General features: G+C 34.6%; 1 protein-coding gene. It reads left to right on the top strand.

From position 1 onward, the window contains the following. The first annotated feature begins 47 nt into the window (after positions 1-47). Positions 48-878 (top strand): LPXTG cell wall anchor domain-containing protein, encoded by an 831-nt coding sequence (locus V7149_RS26185; protein ID WP_335348477.1) that lies wholly within the window; start codon positions 48-50, stop codon positions 876-878. The last annotated feature ends 76 nt before the right edge of the window (positions 879-954 follow it).

Here is a 954-nt window from a genome sequence, read left to right as displayed (position 1 = left end):
TTAATGAAACATATTCTTTTCTTTTTTAAGGAAAGAAAGGGGTTGCTATGAGATTACGGTTAATAATCATTACCTTTATTTGTGCCTATGCAGTATTGTTCCTTCAACCCATTAATATTCAAGCAAGTACCAACCAACAACCTAATATTGAAACAAAACCTAATAACTATTTATTCGATGTAAAAAATATGTCACCTGGGGATTGGGCGACAAGGACTTTAACTATTCAAAACCGTGGAGAAAGTGATTTTACCTATAATTCAGAGTCTTATTATAAAGCTGGTTCAAGGAAACTTTACAATGAATTTCTTTTAAAAGTATGGGATTCCAAGGGGCTCTTGTTTGAAGGGAAGTTAAAAGATTTCGATGGGTTTAAGCCTAGACATTTACCTTCAAAAAACGAAGAGGATTTAAAGTTTGAGGTAACTTTCCCCTATGAACTAGGTAATGAATTTCAAGGGTTAGCTTTTAATTTTGAGTTAAGGTTTGTAATGGAAAATTCAGGGCAGAGTCCTAATCCAAACCCTGATCCTGATCCAAATCCAAACTCAAACCAAGATTCCAATTCAACCACTGACCCCGATCCAATACATGATAACGTTGCTCCTCCTACTAGCTCTGAAACAGAGTCAGATCAAGAAAATGATCAAAATAATAATATAGAAAATCCTGCTGCAGAAGAGGATACGGCTATGCCGATTCCTCTTCGTTCAATTCCTATTGAAGAATTGGATGCACCAATCGAAAAGGGGCAAATCTTACCTTCAACAGCTACAAATATGTATAACTATTTATTAATAGGGGTCATATTAATGACTGCAGGCGGCGGTTTTCTTCTATATCAAAAAAGACGAATAAGAGATAATCAAAGGCCTTGATTGGAAATAATACGATCAAGGCCCTTATTAATAGTAATGGATCAGGAATGATAATAATTGAAAATGAATTTAAAGA

This window comes from Bacillus sp. JJ1503 (genome assembly GCF_036965125.1).
Taxonomy (GTDB): Bacteria; Bacillota; Bacilli; order Bacillales; family Cytobacillaceae; genus Cytobacillus.
Note: the sequence above shows the minus strand (reverse complement) of the source record. Positions and strands in the feature narration are given on the sequence as shown.